This window comes from Aestuariivivens marinum (assembly GCF_022662175.1).
In the GTDB taxonomy this organism is placed as follows: Bacteria; Bacteroidota; Bacteroidia; order Flavobacteriales; family Flavobacteriaceae; genus Aestuariivivens; species Aestuariivivens marinum.
Window position 1 is genome coordinate 123,187 of sequence record NZ_JAKMCR010000001.1, and the last position, 15,268, is coordinate 138,454.

The 15,268-nt window shown below is 34.3% G+C and carries 14 protein-coding genes and 1 tRNA gene; 2 read left to right on the plus strand and 13 right to left on the minus strand.

The window, feature by feature from the left end:
• Positions 1 to 11 precede the first annotated feature (11 nt).
• The 3 genes from MR053_RS00500 to MR053_RS00510 all read right to left on the minus strand — a co-directional run bounded on the left by MR053_RS00500 (position 12) and on the right by MR053_RS00510 (position 3,641).
• Positions 12 to 1,022, minus strand: a complete 1,011-nt coding sequence (locus MR053_RS00500) for a 4-hydroxyproline epimerase (RefSeq protein ID WP_242130581.1) — start codon at positions 1,020 to 1,022, stop codon at positions 12 to 14.
• Positions 1,023 to 1,032: 10 nt separating this feature from the next.
• Positions 1,033 to 2,556 carry an aldehyde dehydrogenase (NADP(+)) gene (locus MR053_RS00505; protein WP_242130582.1) on the minus strand — a complete coding sequence of 508 codons (1,524 nt, stop codon included), beginning with the start codon at positions 2,554 to 2,556 and terminating at the stop codon, positions 1,033 to 1,035.
• A 161-nt stretch (positions 2,557 to 2,717) separates the two neighbouring features.
• Entirely contained in the window at positions 2,718 to 3,641 is a 924-nt protein-coding gene (locus MR053_RS00510; RefSeq protein WP_242130583.1) for a dihydrodipicolinate synthase family protein, read from the minus strand.
• Positions 3,642 to 3,779: 138 nt separating this feature from the next.
• Here MR053_RS00510 and MR053_RS00515 point away from each other — a divergent pair, with 138 nt between their 5' ends.
• Positions 3,780 to 4,622, plus strand: a complete 843-nt coding sequence (locus tag MR053_RS00515; RefSeq protein ID WP_242130584.1) for an AraC family transcriptional regulator — start codon at positions 3,780 to 3,782, stop codon at positions 4,620 to 4,622.
• A 367-nt stretch (positions 4,623 to 4,989) separates the two neighbouring features.
• Here MR053_RS00515 and MR053_RS00520 read toward each other — a convergent pair whose 3' ends face one another.
• From MR053_RS00520 to MR053_RS00550, 7 genes are all read right to left on the minus strand, one after another.
• Positions 4,990 to 5,703 carry a DUF6090 family protein gene (locus MR053_RS00520; protein WP_242130585.1) on the minus strand — a complete coding sequence of 238 codons (714 nt, stop codon included), beginning with the start codon at positions 5,701 to 5,703 and terminating at the stop codon, positions 4,990 to 4,992.
• Between the two features lie 53 nt (positions 5,704 to 5,756).
• Positions 5,757 to 6,497, minus strand: coding sequence for a DUF6090 family protein (locus MR053_RS00525; protein WP_242130586.1), 741 nt, complete (start codon positions 6,495 to 6,497; stop codon positions 5,757 to 5,759).
• Positions 6,498 to 6,602: 105 nt separating this feature from the next.
• Complete coding sequence (locus tag MR053_RS00530) at positions 6,603 to 7,331, minus strand: DUF6090 family protein (RefSeq protein WP_242130587.1); 729 nt, start codon at positions 7,329 to 7,331, stop codon at positions 6,603 to 6,605.
• A 288-nt stretch (positions 7,332 to 7,619) separates the two neighbouring features.
• Positions 7,620 to 7,692 (minus strand) — tRNA-Met (locus MR053_RS00535).
• Positions 7,693 to 7,752: 60 nt separating this feature from the next.
• Entirely contained in the window at positions 7,753 to 7,935 is a 183-nt protein-coding gene (locus MR053_RS00540; protein ID WP_223548735.1) for a CPXCG motif-containing cysteine-rich protein, read from the minus strand.
• An 86-nt stretch (positions 7,936 to 8,021) separates the two neighbouring features.
• Complete coding sequence (locus MR053_RS00545; protein ID WP_242130588.1) at positions 8,022 to 8,906, minus strand: leucine-rich repeat domain-containing protein; 885 nt, start codon at positions 8,904 to 8,906, stop codon at positions 8,022 to 8,024.
• A 51-nt stretch (positions 8,907 to 8,957) separates the two neighbouring features.
• Positions 8,958 to 10,868 (minus strand): ABC-F family ATP-binding cassette domain-containing protein, encoded by a 1,911-nt coding sequence (locus MR053_RS00550; RefSeq protein ID WP_242130589.1) that lies wholly within the window; start codon positions 10,866 to 10,868, stop codon positions 8,958 to 8,960.
• Between the two features lie 120 nt (positions 10,869 to 10,988).
• Here MR053_RS00550 and MR053_RS00555 point away from each other — a divergent pair, with 120 nt between their 5' ends.
• Positions 10,989 to 11,372 carry a DUF983 domain-containing protein gene (locus MR053_RS00555; RefSeq protein WP_242130590.1) on the plus strand — a complete coding sequence of 128 codons (384 nt, stop codon included), beginning with the start codon at positions 10,989 to 10,991 and terminating at the stop codon, positions 11,370 to 11,372.
• Positions 11,373 to 11,470: 98 nt separating this feature from the next.
• On the opposite strand, the gene MR053_RS00560 is transcribed toward MR053_RS00555, so the two are convergent.
• The 3 genes from MR053_RS00560 to porM all read right to left on the minus strand — a co-directional run bounded on the left by MR053_RS00560 (position 11,471) and on the right by porM (position 15,256).
• Positions 11,471 to 12,514, minus strand: a complete 1,044-nt coding sequence (locus MR053_RS00560) for an NAD(P)/FAD-dependent oxidoreductase (protein ID WP_242130591.1) — start codon at positions 12,512 to 12,514, stop codon at positions 11,471 to 11,473.
• A 195-nt stretch (positions 12,515 to 12,709) separates the two neighbouring features.
• Entirely contained in the window at positions 12,710 to 13,600 is an 891-nt protein-coding gene (gene porN / locus MR053_RS00565; protein WP_242130592.1) for a type IX secretion system ring subunit PorN/GldN, read from the minus strand.
• Between the two features lie 96 nt (positions 13,601 to 13,696).
• A complete protein-coding gene (porM, locus tag MR053_RS00570) occupies positions 13,697 to 15,256 on the minus strand; it encodes a type IX secretion system motor protein PorM/GldM (protein WP_223548745.1) in 1,560 nt (519 codons plus the stop codon).
• Between the last annotated feature and the right edge of the window lie 12 nt (positions 15,257 to 15,268).

Sequence of the window (15,268 nt, forward strand, 5' to 3'; positions counted from 1 at the left end):
AAATTCATAGATTAAATGACTTGAAATCCGAAAGCGTAAGGATCGTCTTCGCTATCTATGGTAATCGTATTATGTCCATAAATTTTAGCCCAACCTTTAATACTTGGTACAATGGCTGGTTTGCCATCTAAGGTAGTTTCTTCTTCAATACAACCAATAAACTTGCTACCTATAAAACTTTCATGGATAAATGGCTCACCTTGTTTTAACAGTCCTTTAGCGTGCAATTGTGCTAATCTTGCTGATGTACCCGTACCACACGGGCTTCTGTCGATAGCCTTATCCCCATAAAAAACTGCATTTCTACCAGAGGACATTGGGTCTATTGGGTTTCCAGTCCATAGCATGTGGCTTACATCACGAATCGTTTCATTTTCAGGATGAATGAACAAATTAGGATATTTTTCATTTATACGCTGTCTAACAATTTGAGAATACTGAATGATTTTTGAAGCCGAAAACGCATGAACACCTTCAAAATTTTCTTGTGGTTCAACTATAGCGTAATAGTTCCCACCATAAGACACATCGAAAACTATTTCACCTAACTTTGGGCATTCAACGGTTAAACCTTCAGCAGCCAAAAAACTCTTAACATTTATCAGTTTTACCCAATCTACTTTACCTCCTGTTTGTTGATATTCAACCTCTATCAAACCAGCTGGGGCTTCCATTTTAATTTTACCAGGTGTTTTTGGGTTTATCAAACCTTCTTCAACAGCAATAGTAACAGATCCTATGGCACCATGACCACACATAGGCAAGCAACCCGATGTTTCAATAAAAAGGATGGCAAAATCGTTCTCTGGATTATGCGGTGGATATAAAATACTGCCACTCATCATATCATGACCTCGGGGCTCAAACATTAATCCTTTGCGAATCCAATCGTATTCCCTTAAAAAGTGTTGACGCTTTTCGCTCATGGTTTTACCTATAAGCAATGGCCCTCCTTCCTTTATAAGTCTAACAGGGTTACCACAGGTATGGGCATCTATACAAACAAACGTACTTTTACTCATTTATAAATCATTACTGTAATGCCAATGGCAATAGCTCTTTTGGAAAAGATTGATAACTAACAGGCCTAACCCATCGTTTAATGGCATTCGTTCCTACTGCAGTAAATCTGGAATCGGTCGATGCTGGATATGGTCCGCCGTGCTGCATTGATGGACAAACTTCTACACCTGTAGGCACACCATTAAAAATAATTCTTCCTACCCTATTTTCAAGCGCATCTACCAAATCGTGTAAATCCCCATATTCCTCTTCCTCTGCTATTATCGTCGCTGTTAATTGACCTTCAAGACCATCAATAACCTCTAATAACTCTGCTTCATTCTTACATCGAACCACTAAGGAGAAAGGTCCAAAAACTTCCTGACTCGTCCTTGGGTTTGCTAAAAAATTGGCGCCTGAAACGGTAGCTACCAATGTTGCAGCATAATTAGGTTCTAAATCACCTTTCAATTGTCCAACCACTTCAACTCCTGGTTGGGAAGTTACACTATTTCCATTTTCAATAAAGGCTTTTTTAATGTTAGGATGCAACATACATTGTGCTTCAATGGCAATAGTTTTTTCTGCCAGAACCTTTATAAACTCTTGTGTTTTTTCGCTTTCAATAGTTAGAATCAATCCTGGATTGGTACAAAATTGACCCGTTCCTAAAGTAATGGAAGCCGCATAGTTGTTAGCTATTTCAGCTAATCTTTTATTGATTGCTTTTGAAGTAACAACCACTGGGTTAATACTTCCCATTTCTGCAAATACAGGAATGGGTTCTTCCCGTTGTGATGCTAGATCGAATAAAGCACGACCACCTGAAATACTTCCTGTAAAGCCAACAGCTTTAATTTTTGGATGTTTTACTAAAGCCGTACCAACGGTTCTACCACGCCCCATAATGTTTGAAAACACGCCATTGGGCATACCTGTTTTTTCCGCAGCCTTAATAATAGCCGATGCTACCAGCTCTGCTGTACCCGAGTGCATCGCATGAGCCTTTACTATTACCGGACATCCAGCCGCCAAAGCACTGGCCGTATCACCTCCTGCTGTTGAATAGGCCAGAGGAAAATTACTGGCCGCAAACACAACTACAGGACCTAAAGGGATTAAAGTTCTTCGCAAATCTTCTTTAGGCAGTGGCTGCCTATCTGGAATGGCTTCATCTATAGTATTTTCCCTCCAGTCTTCATTAGACACTAAATTGGCAAAAGAACGTAATTGAAATACTGTTCTTGCACGTTCTCCAATGGCACGCCCTTCGGGCAAACCAGATTCCGATGTATAAACATTAATCAACCCTTGGTCCAACGCTAAAATTTCATCGGCTATAGTATTTAAAAACGCCGCCCTACAAACACCAGGAATTTTTCTGTATACCTTAAACGCATCCCAAGCTAATGCAACTGCTTTGTCAAGTTCTTTACCTGTAGCTTCAAAAAAAGGTGTTGAATTTTCTATATCGAGCTTTGGATTTATAGTGCGATGGGTAATATTGCCCTCTGCCGAAAGCTTATTTCCTATATAATTTTTTCCTGTTATCATCTTTTATTTTTTTTAGGAATTGAGACCTTTTAACAAGGCTTAACTCAGTCTAATATTTGAGTTCTTTATGTTCTTTTAAATGGTTAAAATATACTCAAAATAACCATCTTGAACAAAAAAATCGAGTTACTTAAGCCAGGTCATGTGTGACGTGTTACCCCCTAATTATTTATACTTTTATAATCTGGTAAAATTGGTCTCACCGAAATAGCATCTTCAATAATTTTGATAATATCCTTGCGTTCCTGACCAGACAGCACCAATCTTGGCGCCCTCACATATTCTGCCCCAATACCCGTATATACCGATGCCATTTTTATGTACTGTACTAATTTAGGACTTATATCTAATTCCAACAGCGGCATAAACCACCTGTAAATTTCTAATGCTTCTTTTATTCTTCCTACTTTTTGCAATTCATAAATAGCTACAGTCTCGGCTGGAAAAGCATCAACCAATCCTGCTACCCAACCATCGGCACCAAGTACTAAACTTTCCAATGCCAATGTATCTACACCGGTCATGATTGCCAACCTGTCTCCAAACCTATTCTTTATTCTGGTAATGTTTGTGGTATCCCTTGTGGATTCCTTAACCGCCTGAATATTAGGACATGCCTCTAACAACTGGGCAAACATATCTAAAGTCACTTCAATTTTGTAGTCTATTGGATTGTTGTAAATCATGATTGGTAATGATATACTGTTAGCAACTGTCTTAAAATACTCCACCACCTCCTCATCACTTGCTTTATAACGCATGGGCGGCAACATCATTAATCCAGCTGCTCCATCATCTTCAGCCGTTTTAGCTAAAGCAATAGCTGCTTTCGTTGTTTGCTCGGCAATATTCATTAAAACAGGAACTCTACCTTCAACAAAAGCTACCGTTTCCCTAGTAAGAATACGTCTTTCTTGATCTGTAAGCGTACTGGCTTCACCAAGTGTACCTCCCAATACAATACCATGAACCCCAGCATCTAATTGTGCTTTAATATTTACTTTAAATAGTTCTAAATCCAACACATCATTTGACTTGAACTGTGTTGTAACTGCTGGCATAACACCTTTCCATTGAATACTCATAGTTATATTTTTTTGACAATCAAAATTACCGTTAAATAGTTGTTACAATTAATATATAATTATCCATATATAATATTATATTATCCTATATTTATAATCGATATTATATATTGAATATTATTTAACCAATATTACGTTATGAAAGTATTACCTTTTAAAATTCCAAAACCTGAACAACACGTTATTGTTTTTCAGGAAGACCTTGATATAGCGTTTTATGATAAACTGCATCAACATGAAGAAATCCAAATAAGCTTAATTTTTGAAGGTGAAGGCACTTTAATTGTTGGAGATAGTGTTAACTACTATTCCAAAGGAGATATTCTGGTTATAGGCAGTAACATACCCCATGTTTTTAAAAGCGACACAGATTCATCCCCAAGTTCGCATATGTTTACTCTTTTTTTTACAAGGCATTCATTTGGCAATCAATTTTTTGAGTTGGAAGAATTGAAAGAAGTTCGACCTTTTTTCAGACGATCCAAACAAGGATTTAAAATTACATCCCACAAAAAAATCATTACCAATTTGTTTTTGAACCTTAACAAAACCTCTAAGTTAGACAAACTGATTACTTTATTACAATTATTAAAAATAGCTACTAAAGCCAATTACATAAGTTTATCATCCTATGTGTATAACAAAAAATTTACGGATAATGAAGGGAAACGCCTCCGCGATGTTTTTGAATATACCATGAACCATTTTGAAACGGATATTTCTCTGAGTACAATAGCATCTGTGGCCAACATGACCAAAAATGCATTTTGTAAATATTTTAAAAAACGCACCAACAAAACCTACGTAGCTTTTTTAACTGAATTACGAATAGAGCATGCCAGTAAACTTTTAATGAAGCATCCTGAAATGTCTGTTATTGAAATTGCTGAACTTTGTGGCTATAATAATCAATCTAACTTTAACAGACAATTTAAATCCCTTAAGCACAAGTCACCTTCAATGTTTAGAAAAACTAATTAAACAAAGGTAAATACATCCATCAGGCATAGTTATTGATCCACGAAACCGTGAATATCGACCCCTAAAATCAGCTAAACATTTGACATTATCTTAAATATTGTAATAGATAAGAGAGCTAAAACTAAAAACGCACCATCTAATTTAGATGATGCGTCTTGTTTAGTAGCGGGAAAGCTTGAATTATCGAACCGAAGTTTACTTATCAGCGACTTCATCAAAATAATTGATTTTGAAAAATCAATACTCAAATAGACCATTATTTATCATAATGTTCAATTTGTATGAGTGAGGTAATTAATATTTTTAAATAGATGCAATATCTCTAGTGTTTGATTAGCTATTGTTTATAGAAGTCTTTAAGCTTTGGTTATTTCAGATTATCTATTTCCTTTTCAATTTCAATTCGCAAAGTATTAATTAATGTAAGAGCGTTAGTTAGAAAAGGAAAAGAATATCTTTTGACATCTATTTGATATTTGGTAAGTTGTAAAAGATTGGTCGTAGCTATCTTCTCTTTAACTAGGGTTTCATCAACTAATCTGTTTTCATCCCAATCAAAATTGGATATTAAAAAAGGTACTATTCTATCATTAGTAAAGGTTTCTCCAAATTCGGTAATACTTTTTAACTGGTCATAGATTTGTTCGTAATAGGATGTCAAATTACTTTTTAGGCTGTCATTTTTAATTACCGAGAACAGACCACTTGATTTTAACGTTGAGTAAGCGTTATCACTCTTATACATGTAGATGTAATGGTCCAGATTATAAAGTATTGAATCTAACATAATGTTGTGATAATTCCTTTTTGAAAGTGCCTCTAAATATTCAATTCTTCTTGCATCTGTATCTTCGTAATGTTTTAAATATATCTCGTCTTGCATTAGGTCATTCATAACTTGCCGAAGAGCCTTTTCAAGGCTTATGCTTTGTATTCTTTTCTCGTTCCAGTTGTTAACTTGAATTGCCAATAAAATTCCAATCATTACCAGTATAATTTCTCCTATAGCATATTTTAGGTATTTGGTGGTCTTGCCCTCATTCAAAAGTGCTTTTCGTATGTTTCTAAAAAATTTTATCATGGGTTAGCTTACGTTTAATTTATTTTTTATGGCTTTAATTGAGTTTTTTGACATTATATTTCTCGAAGTTGAGAAAGCAATTCATTTGTTTTTGTCTGTAATTTAGTTAAATGACCTAACTCAAGTCTGTAGACATCTCCTTTAGCAATAATCAAAGAATTAAATTCTGTAGCGTGTTCAGATTTAGAAATATTATTCCAAATTTCGCTTGCAGCTTTAGTATTATTTTTGATTAAATTGTTTTTAAATGAGAAAGGATACTTTCTTGAATAATTTGTCAGGACATTTCTGTATGATTCAAAAGATTGTGAGATTGAAAAAAAAGTACGCTTTTGTAAACTATTTACCTCTTTAAGTTTCTTCACTAGCTCACTTGAGAATAAGCCAATATGTCCAGTAGAATTTAGAACTTCATAAGTGTCTTGTTGGAAATCTAAAATAATATATATGAGGAAAAGATATTCATAACGAGCAATTTTGAGGATTGTATCTAAAGGGTTTTGAGAATTAGAAACTCTTTCTTCAAATTTTTCAATATTTCTTACATCAGTATTAATTTTACCTATTATCGAAGATATCGAAATACTGTCCAGAACAAGGTTTTCTATTAAACTTTCCTTATAAGTATTTTTTAATTTACTGTTTTTTCTCTCTTCATTCCAGTTATTAATCTGAAGGGCCATCAAAATACCGATAACAACCAATATAATTTCTCCTATGGCATATTTTAGATATTTGGTGGTTTTCCCTTGATTCAAAAGGCTTTTTCGTATATTTCTAAAGAATTTTATCATAGGTTATTGGTTAGTATTATTAAATAGATGCAATATATCCAGAGTTTGATGAGCTATTATTTATAGAAGTTGTTGAGCTTTAGTTATTCTATTTATAGTTTTAAATTAATTATCAAGTCGTTCTAATTCTTTATCAATATCTCTAATTATTAATTCTACTTTCGATTTCATTAATTCAGTTCTAGCAAACAACCAAATTCTCAATGTATAGTGCCTCATAATTCTATTGCCAATCTGTTTACTGTTTTTTATAAAATCAAAATCATTTTGAGAAAGTGTTGAATCATAAAGTATAATGTTATCAGACAAAATTGGTCTAAATTCATTATCGTAAAACTGTTTAATTATATTATCTCGATTCTCTAATTCAGGGTAGCCATTACTGTAAAGAGATGATATTTTATTACGAAGGGAATCATTTGAAATAATATCAATCCCTGTTGATTTTAGGTTTTCGTAGGCACCTTTATTAAGGATGAAATACCATTCAGACTGATTGTTGAGAAAATACTTCATAAGGGAATCCTTGGGAATAGTTGCTTTATTAAGATAAAAGTCCCTTAGACGACTCAACTCTTTGTTAGCTTGAGAGTAAAAACTAATTCCGGGTACAAGTTCTGTATTCAGGTCATTTTCTAAATCATTTTTTATCTCTATTAAGTTGACAATTTCTTTTTGCCTTTTTATTCTGAATTCATTCCAATTATTAATCTGTAAGGCAATCAATATTCCTATCACTACAAGCACTATTTCGCCAATTGCATACTTCAAATACTTTGCAGTTTTATTTTCCATAAGTAAATTTTTGCGAATCTTTCTAAAGAATTTTATCATTGCTTTATGGTTAGTTTTATTGAAGGAAAACCTATGATTTTATGTTGTATGTATCTTTATTTTCACAATTATAATTTGGTACTACAAAAATCGTTGTTTTATTCATCCATATGTAATCCTAAAGATAATACAATAAAATCAAGTAGATGTCGAGACGAAGAATCCAGCATCCATAGGAACATATGTAGTGGCATAATGTGGAACACTATTTAATAGCTCATTTATCCTCTAAATGATGATTCTAAACAAAAAAGAAAAGCCCCTTGAAAAAATCAAGGAGCTTCTGTGTAGCGGGAACTGGACTCGAACCAGTGACCTTCGGGTTATGAGCCCGACGAGCTACCTACTGCTCTATCCCGCGATATTGGAGAGCAAATATACAATCCTTTTTAGTTTATACAATAGGAAATTACTAAAATATTTATTGCCCTATACTATTTGCCTGAAACTCTAGAAGTTCCGAATTCAAAAATTCAAATGAAATTTTTATGGGGTTACAACATACTTCACAATCTTCTACATAAGATTGTTTTTTAATTGAGCTATCTAAAAACATAGAGATAGATTGCCAGCAATAAGGACAAGTAAAATAGTGTTCAATCATAGTTATAAAATTAAAAAAAGGGAAAATAACTTAGATTGTTTTCCCTTTTTTTAACTAACTAAAACTAATTTACTTAAAAAACTATATTATTCTTTTTCAATATCCATAGTCGCTGTAGCATTTTGACTCTGCAATTCCAAGAATAACAAATCAGGTGGTGTACTTCCTGTTCTATTGGATATTGTAGTAATATCTTGGTTTAAATTGTTATCACTTACCATGATGGTATTTAAATTTGTTAAGTTAACCAATTCCATAGGAAAGTTTCCTGTAAACCCATTACTCGATAATACTAGCTCTTGTAAATTGCTTAATTGGGCGATTTCAACAGGAATTTCTCCTTCCAACTTATTATCTATAAGACTCAATTTTTCTAAACTAGATAAGGCATATATTTGATTTGGAATAGTTCCGGTTAAAAAATTGCTTCCTAACAATAATTCCTTTAAGTTTGTCAATCCCATAAGGGATTCAGGAATATTACCAGATAACTTATTGCTATATAAGTGTAAGGATTCTAATTTTTTCAACTCGCCCAATTCGTTTGGAATATTACCTTCCAAATTATTCATAAAAAGTTCTAAAGTTGTTAATTCTTTTAAGTTACTAATTGTAGATGGAATAGTTCCACTTAATTTATTGAAACCAAAATTTATTTTTTTCAAAGCAGTTAAATTTCCTATCTCTTGAGGTATGGTTCCCTGAAGGTTGTTAAAATGTAAGTTTAACTCTACTACTTTGTCACCCTCTACTTTAACACCATACCAAGTATCAATCGAGGCTTCCATATCCCATGACGTATTCCATTTGCTACCATTAGTAGCATTGTAGAGCGCTATAAGGGCTTCTTTCTCGGTTTGTAAAACGCTTGCAAATGTGTAAAAAGAAACAAATAAGCAGGCAATGGTTAGCTTTAAGGTCTTCATGTCGAATAAATTTGGGATCAATTCTCCTACAAAGATAGTCTGCATACCGACTAAATTCTATTTTATTCGACAAAATACGCTAAATTTTAACACTTACTAATCGACGAACTGCTCGATTTCCAGTTGAATGTCCTCCCATTTCTGCATTAATTCCTGCAAATTGGTTTTCATTGTTTGATAATTATCGAAGAAATTTGGTTGTGAAGTGACTGCTTCATAATTGATTTCAAGCTCCAAATCGATGGCTTTAATGTCCTTTTCCAGTTGACTAATTTTAGATTCTACCCCACTCAATTTGTTATTTAGTGACTTTAAGCGCTTTTGTTCTTCATACGACTGTTGCTTTTTTTCCTTCGGAACTTCTTTAACTACCGTTCGTTTTTCTACCTCCCGCAAACTTTCAACATTACGTGCCTCCAAATAATAGTCTATATCACCTAAATATTCTTTTATTCTTTGATCTTTAAACTCATAAACCTTATTGGTCAATCCTTGAAGAAAATCACGGTCGTGAGACACTACAATCAAAGTTCCTTGAAAACGTTTTAATGCTTCTTTAAGAACGTTCTTGGATTTTATATCTAAATGATTCGTAGGCTCATCCATTATAAGCACATTGAACGGCTGCAACAATAATTTGGCCAATGCCAACCGGTTACGTTCCCCTCCAGAAAGTACCCTTACATATTTTTCAACCTCATCGCCTCGAAACAAAAACGAGCCCAAAATATCCCTAACCCTACTCCGGTTACTTTCGTTAGATGCATCGATCATAGTATCTAAAACAGTCTTGTTTCCGTCTAAATACTCTGCTTGATTTTGGGCAAAATAGCCTAACTGCACATTATGCCCCAATTTTAAATATCCTTGGTGTCTAATTTCGCCAACTATAATTTTGGCCAAAGTTGATTTTCCCTGTCCATTTTGCCCCACAAAAGCCGTTTTACTATCACGATCAATAAGTAAACTAACGTTTTTAAGCACTTGATTTTCACCATAATTTTTTGAAACATGCTCTGCTTCAACGACGACTTTACCAGGTGTTACAGAAACAGGAAAATTTAAAGTCATCACACTATTATCATCTTCGTCAACTTCAATACGCTCAATCTTATCCAATTTTTTTATAAGTGATTGTGCCATAGTTGCTTTGGATGCTTTTGCCCTAAATTTTTCAATAAGCCTTTCTGTCTGCTCAATCTGTTTTTGTTGATTCTTTTGTGAAGCGAGCTGCTGTGTCCTAAGTTCTTCACGCAAAACCAAATACTTTGAATAGGGTTTGGGATAATCGTAAATACGGCCTAATGAAATCTCGATTGTTCTATTGGTTACAGTATCCAAAAACATTTTATCATGTGACACAATAACGACAGCTCCTGAATAGTTTTTTAAAAATCCTTCCAACCAAATTATGGATTCAATATCCAGATGGTTTGTAGGTTCATCCAACAATAAAATATCATTGTTCTGTAAAAGCAATTTAGCCAACTCAATACGCATGCGCCACCCACCTGAAAAGGTATCGGTAAGCTTATTAAAATCTTCGCGTTTAAACCCCAGGCCTTGTAGAATCTTCTCGGTATTACCTTGGTAATCGTAACCTCCTAAAATTTCATATTGATGTTGTAGTTCATTAATATCTACCATTAGCTGATGGTATCCTTCACTCTCATAATCGGTACGTTCAGCCAACTGGGTGTTAATATGATCTAGTTTAGACTCTATTTGCTTTATTTCGATAAACGCTTCATAGGATTCCTCTAAAACAGTTCTTCCATAATCAAAATCAATATCCTGTTTTAAAAACCCAATTTTAAGTGCTTTATCGGTAGCTATTTGTCCTGTATCTGGCTCCATTTCACGAGACAAAATCTTTAACATGGTTGATTTGCCTGCTCCATTTTTACCAATAAGTCCAACACGATCACCATTACCCAATTTAAAGGTAATATCTTCGAATAGGTATTCACCTTGAAATGAAATTGATAAATTATGGATATTAATCATAGAAATGTAACTTTTATTACTAAGCCCTTATTGTAAAAACTTATTTTTGCTATCAGTTTTAGATTTGATTTTTCTTAGTCTCTAATCTATAAAATGCGTTTGCAAAAGTACATAAATATTATGTTTAAAAAAGGGAATAAATTATACAGCATCTTAACAGGCACATGCCCAAAGTGTCACGAAGAATCAATGTTTAAGAATAAAAATCCTTATATACTTTCAGAGATTCTAGACATGTATGAAACTTGCAGTAACTGTAGTACAAAATATAAAATTGAACCTTCCTTTTTTTATGGCTCTATGTATGTAAGTTATGCCGTTGGTATTGCTTTTGCTACTGCTGCCTTTGTAATTTCCTTTTTCGTTTTTAATGCAGGTATCAATATCGTTTTCACTAGCATTGTTGCTACCTTGGTGGTATTTCTGCCCATCATTATTAGGATTTCCAGAAACATATGGATAAACTTTTTTATGCATTACGATAAGTCATTGGCCAAGAAATGATTTTCTTTGTGATATGTTTGCGGTGACTTCGAGCATTTCGATAAGCTCAACGCCCAACCCTCTGTCACTGGCAAGAATGGCTCTAATCGCTACAAACTTTAATCATCAAATCGCTTTATATCGATATCCTTATCCAAAGGTGTATTGAATTCAATATATTCAAACAGTTGTTTGGCCACATAAGGAGCAATCATTACACCTCTAGTACCTAATCCGTTAAACACATATAGGTTACCATGAGTTGCATGTCTTCCTACCAACGGCCGTCGATCCTTTACTGTAGGACGAACCCCTGCAACTTGATCGACCACTTCAAACGGGCAATTAATAAGTGTTTTTAATTTATCTGATAGTTCAATTTTTGCCGATTCACTTATGGTATTAGATGTATCTCCCCAACCATAAGTAGCTCCCACCAAATAGTTATGGTGCTTCAATGGGATCAAAAACACAGGACCTTTTAATACATAATCTATCTCTAAATCAGGGGCGTGAATGGTTAACAGCTCGCCCTTTGTTGGTAATAAGGGTAAATCCTTAAAAAAAGGGTTTTTACTCATATTATAGCCTTCAGTAAAAACAATGTTCTTTGCTTTTATATGATTATAATTTACATCGCTATTGATCACATCAAGCATGCTGTGCTTAAACTCACTTTCAATAAATCTACCTTCTTGTTTGAGTTCCTGTTTATAGGTCTTCACCATTTTTTTAACAGCTATTCTACCTGTATGTTTTACTTCTCCAAAACCATAAGGGGCATTAACCGCATCGTTATCATTTCTAATTAAGGCCGTAGACAGATATTTGGTAAGCTGTGGCTTATCGGAAGCTGCATACCAATCGTTCTGTTCCTCAAACGAAGTAAACTTTCTATAAACAGGGATTTTATAATCTAATTTAACTTTTAATCGTTTTTCGAGATTGCTATAAAGACTGGAGGCTAAACGCAACTGTTCGTCACTTTTCCAAACCGGTGTAAACCGTTTTAGCACTACAGGATTATACAGTCCTCCAGCGACTATTGAAGATCTTTGGGACTGGTCGTCAAAAACCACAAAAGTTTTGTTATTGACCCTTAACCGCTCACAAAAGCTAATACCTGCCAAGCCAATACCTACAACAATATAATCAACGTTCATAAAGCGAAGATACTTTTAAATTCCAATTTCGGGTTTAAAGTTATACCATTTCTAACTTAAAATTACTGAGCTTAGGTTGGAGTATAGCTAAAACCAACCACCTCAACTTGAATTTTTGGTAGCTGAGGTACTCGAAGCCAAAAAAAAGCCCACTTAAAAGTGGGCACAAATTCTATTAGTATAACCTTGTGTAACTTAATAAGTCCACATATCGAGTTCGAAATCCCTTATTTGGGTTTTAATTCTTTCAGACTCCAACAATTGCATCAATGCATTTTGTGCAATATATTCATTGACCTTTCTATCACCCTGTACATTTTCCTCAGCATAAATAATGGCATTATAACGTCTCGAATTTAATAAATGGTCAAATGAGAACGGCATGGAACTGTTTTCATTATTAAAGGACTTCGCTTCATGCAACACTTCCCTTGCATCTGGGAAAAACACCCAAAACAACTCCACTAAATCAGGGTTTTCATCATGAATAAAATTCACATCGGGAGCTACAGGGGCGATACCCAACAAACGGTATTTCATTTCCGATTGACGTTTATCGAAATACCAAAGTCCTTTAATTCGGTACTCTTTAATATCGGCAGCTGAGATCTCGTATGTATCTATATATTCTGCTGACAATTCTTCACCTGCATTTAATTGCTCAATACCTAACTCTGTAGTATCCACTTTTTTCAATGCCGCTTCAATATCTTTTAACGTTCGCTTTGTGTTAAAATAGGAATCATCATAAATGTTTTTTATGTTCCCATTTTTGATATTTTTCATAAGCACATCGTACAATGAGCGTCTATCTTTACCAATATTATTGGTATCAATAGGGTAATACAATGGGAAATTAACACGCTCATCTAGAACGATTTTTTCCCAAACCAATGATGAATACAGGATGTCCCTATCGTCAACATAGCCGTAAGCTAACGGTTCGTCATTATCAATGGCTTTTTGTGCTTCTGTTCTTACACCTATTTCTTCTGGAGATTTCGCATTTAATATATTAGCCTGTGCAAATACATGCGATACTGCAAAAACAGTTAATACGGTTAATAAAAAACTTTTAAAATTCATCTGTTCCATTTTATTTTTCACAATGTTCATATCTGGGGCTATATTAGCACAGTATGTAACAGCTATAGCCCATATATTTGACTATAGCTGTTTATTTTAATTTGTAAGTTCAATAATTACAGGCGACACTTTTTTAAGTATCACACTTACGCCACTTGCTTTGGCTTCAATATTAAATATTTGAACATCAGAACCACGCTTGGCTTTACGCAATGCACCTTTGGCTCTACTGTCTAATTTATTGCCATTCACTTGAATGGTTGGTTGACCAGAGACTTTAAACATAAAACCAGTTACACGCAACGGTAATTCGAAATCGAAATCATCGAACATAGCGCCTATAGTTGATATCTCTAAGCTTTGACGTTGCATTTTAACCTGTCCATCTTCTCCTCTTACGGTTCCTGTTGGTTTTGGTAAATCTTTAATCCTGAAGGTTGCTTTATCGCTTACGCCTTGTCCATCTGGTAATTTACCAGAAACGTTAATAGTAACTTCTCTTCCTTTAATTGAAGTTGCATCCATAACGTATTTGCTTCCTCCAACTCTAGATAACCCTTGAGCGCTAGCACTAACATTATTATCTGAAATACCTGCAAAAGAAATGGTCATTGGGTTTTTCACCCCACGGTAAACCACATTCATTTTATCTGCAGAAATCGTTGCTGCATTTGGCTTAGGTACTGTAGCAAATGATGATGATACAGGAACTTCAATATCCTCTCCGTCCTGAGCAAAAATTAATTTTCCTTCAATTTTATGCTCACCTGGAGCACCCGTACCCACATTTAATTTCACTTTACCATCTTCAATTGTATATTGGTTTTCGGTTAAAGGTCTACCATCTAAAGTCAACTCTACACGATTTGGTTTAGTAGTTGCATCTTTTCTTCCCAATACTATTTGACCATCAAAGGTCTCTCCGTTAAAGTAAGCCGATTTAGTGGTTTCCAATAAGGTTGTATAATTAGTCATAGATACCTCACTAGTTAAAGTACCTTGTAACATATTAGACAACACCTCAGATTCAGTCGTTTTAATATCTGCTTGAAGCTGTGTCATTTTGGTTAAAGAAGCTACCAAAGGGAATCCTTTAAAATTACGGTCTAGCCAAGATTGTGTTCCAGCACCTCGTTTAGTGTCATCTGTATTGAATTTCTCTTGAACATCTTTTACAATCTCTTCCATTCCTGGTTGATCGGCTAAAACATTAGCTACACCATCTCTAAACGCAGCCATTTGTGCCATAAATTCTTCTCCAGCTGGCTTCAATTTGTCTCCTTTAAAGAAGTTTTCATCGAGGTAATCCCCTTTGTCCATGATTTCATAATCTTCAGGATCATCCACAGTACTTGACATTTTCGATTTTAAATCTTCTAAATAAGTATCAAATGTAGATGCTAAATCCTTTATTTGAACAGCTTTTTCCTTTAAAGGTTCGTACTTTTCCTTCTGATCTATTGCTCTTTGTTCTAAACTGGCAATAAAAGCAGTATTTCGTTCGGTTGCCGCTTGATTGGACTCCGTTAATTTTTCATTCATTAATCCAAAGGCAGAAAGGACTTCCTTCGACATATTTAATGCTAACATTGCTATGAAGATTAAATACATCAAATTAATCATTTTCTGTCTAGGAGATAGATTATTTGCTGCCATGTCTAATTAGGT

Excerpts from the sequence above, each read along its gene's own strand:
- MR053_RS00520 (WP_242130585.1), bottom strand. The coding sequence starts at position 5,703 with ATGATAAAATTTTTTAGAAACATACGAAAAGCACTTTTGAATGAGGGC.
- MR053_RS00505 (WP_242130582.1), bottom strand. The coding sequence starts at position 2,556 with ATGATAACAGGAAAAAATTATATAGGAAATAAGCTTTCGGCAGAGGGC.
- MR053_RS00525 (WP_242130586.1), bottom strand. The coding sequence starts at position 6,497 with ATGATAAAATTCTTTAGAAATATACGAAAAAGCCTTTTGAATCAAGGG.
- MR053_RS00545 (WP_242130588.1), bottom strand. The coding sequence starts at position 8,906 with ATGCAGACTATCTTTGTAGGAGAATTGATCCCAAATTTATTCGACATG.
- MR053_RS00540 (WP_223548735.1), bottom strand. The coding sequence starts at position 7,935 with ATGATTGAACACTATTTTACTTGTCCTTATTGCTGGCAATCTATCTCT.
- porN (WP_242130592.1), bottom strand. The coding sequence starts at position 13,600 with ATGAATTTTAAAAGTTTTTTATTAACCGTATTAACTGTTTTTGCAGTA.
- MR053_RS00500 (WP_242130581.1), bottom strand. The coding sequence starts at position 1,022 with ATGAGTAAAAGTACGTTTGTTTGTATAGATGCCCATACCTGTGGTAAC.
- MR053_RS00530 (WP_242130587.1), bottom strand. The coding sequence starts at position 7,331 with ATGATAAAATTCTTTAGAAAGATTCGCAAAAATTTACTTATGGAAAAT.
- MR053_RS00555 (WP_242130590.1), top strand. The coding sequence starts at position 10,989 with ATGTTTAAAAAAGGGAATAAATTATACAGCATCTTAACAGGCACATGC.
- MR053_RS00515 (WP_242130584.1), top strand. The coding sequence starts at position 3,780 with ATGAAAGTATTACCTTTTAAAATTCCAAAACCTGAACAACACGTTATT.
- MR053_RS00560 (WP_242130591.1), bottom strand. The coding sequence starts at position 12,514 with ATGAACGTTGATTATATTGTTGTAGGTATTGGCTTGGCAGGTATTAGC.
- porM (WP_223548745.1), bottom strand. The coding sequence starts at position 15,256 with ATGGCAGCAAATAATCTATCTCCTAGACAGAAAATGATTAATTTGATG.
- MR053_RS00510 (WP_242130583.1), bottom strand. The coding sequence starts at position 3,641 with ATGAGTATTCAATGGAAAGGTGTTATGCCAGCAGTTACAACACAGTTC.
- MR053_RS00550 (WP_242130589.1), bottom strand. The coding sequence starts at position 10,868 with ATGATTAATATCCATAATTTATCAATTTCATTTCAAGGTGAATACCTA.